The organism is Streptomyces sp. NRRL WC-3549 (assembly GCF_000721935.1).
Classification (GTDB): Bacteria; Actinomycetota; Actinomycetes; order Streptomycetales; family Streptomycetaceae; genus Streptomyces.
Map to the genome: position 1 here is coordinate 82762 of NZ_KL585401.1, position 5299 is coordinate 88060.

The following is a 5299-nucleotide window of genomic DNA, read 5'->3' on the forward strand; positions in this document are numbered from 1 at the left end:
CCCACATCCCTCCGGCTCGTTACCCGTACGTGGTGGCGCCACGACCGGCCATGAGGGGAAACTGAGACCGGACCGTCCCGGCGCGAGCCACGCGCCGCCGGCGTACAAGGAGGCGTCCACCGTGCCGCACGTCCTGGTTCTCAACGCGTCGTACGAGCCGCTCGGCGTCGTACCGCTCCGCCGCGCGCTCGTCCTCGTCCTCGAGAACAAGGCCATCTGCCTCGAGGAGTCCGGCGCCTTCATGCACAGTGCCACCCGTGCCGTGCCGGCCCCCAGCGTCATCCGCCTCAAACGGTTCGTGCGCGTCCCCTACCGGGGGCCCGTCCCCCTCACCCGCCGGGCGCTCTTCGCCCGGGACGGCGGCCGGTGCATGTACTGCGGCGCCGCCGCGACCAGCGTCGACCACGTCATCCCGCGCAGCCGCGGCGGGAGGCACGCGTGGGACAACGTGGTGGCGGCCTGCCGCCGCTGCAACCACGTCAAGGCCGACCGCCATCTGCCCGAGCTGGGCTGGCGGCTGCGCCACCAGCCCGCCCCGCCCACCGGGCTGGCCTGGCGGATCATCGGGACGGGGCACCGCGACCCGCGCTGGCTGCCGTACCTGCAACCGTTCGGAGCGGACGACGTGATGGCCCGGATCGACGGCGTTCGCGCCAAGGAGTCCGGGCCCGCGCCGTCCGGGGGGCCGCGGCACTACTCGGCGACGGCGTAGGACACCGCCGGCCGGAGCCCGGAGGGCCGGGCGCGCGCCCCCGTGCGCCCGGCCGTATGGCTGAGAACCACGCCTACGTGGCGTACGGGGGAACGGAATGTGACCTGTGGCACGTTGGAGTCGTTGTCATAACGCCTGTGTCACGTCCGTGCCTGCTCCCGTGCCCGGTGGGTAGGCCTGCTGTGTCCTGTTGTCCACGGCCAGGAGGCCACCGTGCCCGCTTCCGCACAGCTTCTGCTCTCCGCCCTCTCCAAACAGGTGCCGAGCCCCGCGGGTCCCGTCGCGACCGACGCGCCGCCCATGATCAGCGAGCTGCCGCTCGCCCACGTCGCCCACCACCTGACCACCGGACCCGCCTACGGCGAGACCACCACGGTGTCCGGGGAGCCCCCGCTCACCAGCGAGCCGCCGCTCGCCGACGCCACCCCCCTCACGAGCGAGCCGCCGCTCGCCGCCGTCGCCCCCCTCACGAGCGAGCCGACCGCGCCCGGCACCGCGGGGGGCATGGAGCTGCCAGGAGTCTGAATGGGCTTGTCCCGGCTCGCCGCACTGCACGGCGTCGCCACTTCCTTCTCCCCGTCCGCGGGTGTCACGGTGCCCGTCCCCGACAGCACGGTCACGGCCGTGCTCGCCGCGCTGGGCGTCGACGCCGGCACGCCCGCGGAGGTGGGGAGGTCGCTCGCCGCGGCCGAGTCCGCGGCGGCCTTGCGGCTGCTGCCGCCGACGGTGGTGGTCTGGTGCCGACGGTGGTGGTCTGGTCGGGGCAGCCGCTGCCGCCGCCGCTGGCCGCGCTGCCGCCCGGCACCGCGCTCACCGTCGAACCCGAGCGGCCGCCCGGCGCCACCGAGCCCCCGCAGCCGCTGCGGACGCGGGTCCCGGAGGCGCCCGCCCCGGCGCCCCCGGACGAGGGGACGCCCACCTGGTGGACCGAACCGCCGCCGGGCGTCCACCGCATCACCGTCCGTGCCCCCGGACACCGCCACGACACGGCCGTCCTCGTCGTCGCCCCGGACCGCGTACCCCAGCCGCCCGCCGGTACGCACGGCTTCCTCGTCCAGCTCTACTCGCTGCTCTCCGCCCGCTCCTGGGGCATGGGCGACCTCGGCGACCTGGCCGACCTGGCCGCCTGGTCGGGGCGGACCCTGGGCACCGGATTCGTCCAGGTCAACCCGCTGCACGCGGCCGTACCGGGCGGTCCCACCGACCCGTCGCCGTACCGCCCCTCCTCCCGGCGCTTCCCCGACCCCGTGCACCTGCACATCGAGTCGCTCCCGGAGTACGGGCACGTCTTCGACCGGGCCGCCCTGGACGCCCTGCGGCTGGACGCGGCGGCCCTGAGCGACACCGTGCTGAACAAGGGCGCGCTGATCGACCGGGACGCCGTCTGGGAGCTCAAGAGGCAGGCGCTGGAGCTCGTCGTCCGGGTCCCGCTCACCCCCGGCCGCCGCGCCGCCTACTGCGACTACCTCGCCGAGCAGGGCCGGGCCCTGGAGGACCACGCGCTGTGGTGCGCCCTGGCGGAGGTGCACGGCCCGCGGTGGCGCGACTGGCCCGCCGGGCTGCGCGACCCGCGCTCCCCGCAGACCGCCCGCGCCCGCACCGAGCTGATGGACCGGGTCGACTTCCACTGCCGGCTCGCCTGGCTGACGGACACCCAGCTCGCCGCCGCCCAGCACGCCGCACGGGAAGCCGGGATGGCCGTCGGGATCGTCCACGACCTCGCCGTCGGCGTCCACCCGGACGGCGCCGACACCTGGGCCCAGCAGGACGCCTTCGCGCACGGCATGTCCGTCGGCGCGCCCCCGGACGCCTTCAACGCGCAGGGGCAGGACTGGGGCCTGCCCCCCTGGCGCCCCGACGCCCTGGCCGCCTCCGGCTACGCCCCGTACCGAGCCCTCCTGCGCGGCCTCCTCGCCCATGCGGGCGCCCTGCGCATCGACCACGTGATGGGCCTCTTCCGGCTCTGGTGGGTGCCCGAGGGCCGGCCGCCCACCGAAGGCACCTACGTCAGCCACGACGCCGAGGCGATGCTCGCCGTCCTCGTCCTGGAGGCGCACCGGGCCGGTGCCGCCGTGGTGGGCGAGGACCTCGGCACGGTCGAGCCCGGCGTACGCGAGGCGCTGGCCCGGCGGGGCGTGCTCGGCACCTCCGTGCTCTGGTTCGAGCGCGACTGGGACGGCGACGGGAGGCCCCTGGCCCCCGAGCGGTGGCGCCGCGACTGCGTGGCCACCGCGACCACCCACGACCTGCCCTCCACCGCCGCCCGGCTGACGGGTGACCACGTGACGCTCCGCCACCGGCTCGGGCTGCTGACCGGCACCCTGGAGCAGGAGCTGGCCGAGGAGGTGACCGGCACCGCCGAGTGGCTGGCCTGCCTGGCCCGGCTCCGGCTGCTGCCCGAGGGCGAGGGCGACGAGGAGGCGGCCGTCCGGGCCGTCCACCGCTTCCTGCTGCGCACCCCCGCCCGGATGACGGGGATCTGGCTCCCCGACACCGTCGGCGACCGCCGCCCGCAGAACGTCCCGGGCACCTGGGACCAGTACCCCAACTGGCGCCTGCCCGTCGCCGACCCGGAGGGCCGTCCCGTCACCCTGGAGGAGATCGTGGCCTCGCCCCGGCTGCACCGGCTGATGGAGGTCTTCCGGCCGCCGGCGAAGGGCCCGGGGTCCCGTACGGCACCCCCGGGCGCGCACGTCCCGTAGCCGTTCGCTACGTTTGCACCGTGGACAAGAAGAACGCTATGCGCGCCGGCGCCGTCGCGGCCGGTACGACGCTCATGATGCTGCTCATGTCGTCCCCCGCGCTCGCCCTCACCCGCGACGACGGTGACGACCCGGGCCAGGGGATCGGAGCGCTGGAGACCGTCGGTCTCTACGTCGCGCTGCCGATCGTCGCGTTCCTGGTGATCTGCGGCCTGGTCATGGTCCTCGACAAGTCCAAGAAGCAGGTCTAGTCAGCGCTTTCGGATGCGCCGCCGGTACCCGTGTACCGCGCGGCGCATCGGCGTGTCCCGGTACCGGTAGGTTGCGCCCATGACCGAGTGGGACGTCAAGAAGCTCCGCATCCTGCGCACCCTGCGCGACCGGGGCACCGTGACCGCGACGGCCCAGGCGCTGCTGATGACCCCGTCCGCCGTCTCGCAGCAGCTCACCAACCTGGCCGGACAGCTCGGGGTGACGCTCCTGGAGGCCCAGGGGCGCCGGGTCCGTCTCACCGACGCCGCCCACCTCGTGCTGCGCCACGCCGAGGCGGTCTTCGCCCAGCTGGAGCGCGCCGACGCCGAACTGGCCGGCTATCTGCGGGGCGAGGCCGGCCAGGTGCGGGTCGGCGCCTTCTCGACGGCCGTCCCCGCGCTCGTCGTACCGGCCGTGCGGCTGCTGGGGGCCGAGGACCGGCCGGGGCCCGAGGTACGGGTGCGCGAGGCGGAGGCCGGACAGGTGTACGAGCTGCTGTCGGGCGGTGAGGTGGACCTCGCGCTCTCCCTGGCGGCGCACGCCCCGACCGCCCGTGATCCCCGTTTCACCGTGCTGCCGCTGCTCGCGGACCCCCTCGACGTGGCGCTGCCCGTGGACCACCGGCTCGCCCGCGCCCCCGGTCTGCGGCTGGCCGACCTCGCCGGTGAGCCCTGGATCTTCGGCGGCTCCGGGCCCTGGTCGCAGATCACCACGGCCGCCTGCGAGGCGGCCGGTTTCGTCCCCGAGCAGGCACACAGCGCGTCCGGCTGGACCGCGATCCTCGCCATGGTCGAGGCGGGCATGGGCGTCGCGCTCGTCCCGCGCATGGCCTCCTCCCCCGACCGGGCCGCGCACCCGGGCGTGGCCATGCGCGTCCTGGAGGCCGACCGCCCGTACCGCCACGTGGTGGCCGCGGTGCGGCGCGGGGCCGAGCGGGGCCCGGCGGTGGCCCGGATGCTGGAGGCGCTGCGGCAGGTCGCCGGCGCGACCGTTCAGCAGAGCTGAAAGGACTGTACGAAAACTTTCGCTGGACCTGACGGGTCCGGAGGGGCGACAGTGCTCGGCATGACCTCCGACGCGAGCGCGACCCCGTTCCAGGACACCGACGATCCCCACGCCAACGACGCCGCCCCGTACGGCGGGGGCGACCCGTACGCCGACTACCGCGACGCCACCGGCCTCTCCTTCACCGACCTGGTCGACCTCGCGGACCGCCGTCTCGGCGCGGGGGTGATCGCCGCCAACGACGAGTTCTTCGCCGAGCGCGAGAACCTGCTGATCCGCGAGCCCGCCGTCTTCGACCCGGAGCGCTTCGGCCACAAGGGCAAGATCATGGACGGCTGGGAGACCCGCCGCCGACGCGGCGCCGACGCGGACCACCCGTTCCCCGCCCCCGAGGAGCACGACTGGGCGATCGTCCGGCTCGGTGCCCCGGGCATCGTCCGCGGCCTGATCGTCGACACGGCCCACTTCCGGGGCAACTACCCGCAGCGCGTCTCCGTGCAGGCGACCGCCGTCGAGGGCGCCCCGAGCGCCGAGGACCTCCTCGCCGACGACGTGAAGTGGGAGGAGATCGTCCCGCCGACGCCCGTACGCGGCCACGCGGCCAACGCCTTCGAGGTCACCGGCGGGC

The 5299-nt window shown here is 75.3% G+C and carries 4 protein-coding genes and 2 pseudogenes; all 6 read left to right on the forward strand.

Annotation, left to right across the window (positions count from 1 at the left end):
- Window positions 1-121: 121 nt before the first annotated feature.
- Entirely contained in the window at window positions 122-712 is a 591-nt protein-coding gene (locus IH13_RS0116880) for an HNH endonuclease (RefSeq protein WP_031085270.1), read from the forward strand.
- A gap of 213 nt (window positions 713-925) precedes the next feature.
- Window positions 926-1237 (forward strand): hypothetical protein, encoded by a 312-nt coding sequence (locus IH13_RS0116885; RefSeq protein WP_031085271.1) that lies wholly within the window; start codon window positions 926-928, stop codon window positions 1235-1237.
- A pseudogene (gene malQ / locus IH13_RS37705) lies at window positions 1238-3414 on the forward strand (4-alpha-glucanotransferase).
- A 38-nt stretch (window positions 3415-3452) separates the two neighbouring features.
- Window positions 3453-3665 (forward strand): hypothetical protein, encoded by a 213-nt coding sequence (locus tag IH13_RS0116895; RefSeq protein WP_031085272.1) that lies wholly within the window; start codon window positions 3453-3455, stop codon window positions 3663-3665.
- 79 nt (window positions 3666-3744) lie between these two features.
- On the forward strand, window positions 3745-4671 hold the full coding sequence (locus tag IH13_RS0116900; RefSeq protein ID WP_031085273.1) for a LysR family transcriptional regulator: 927 nt from the start codon (window positions 3745-3747) through the stop codon (window positions 4669-4671).
- A 60-nt stretch (window positions 4672-4731) separates the two neighbouring features.
- Window positions 4732-5299, forward strand: a pseudogene (locus tag IH13_RS0116905) (allantoicase); the annotation flags it as partial.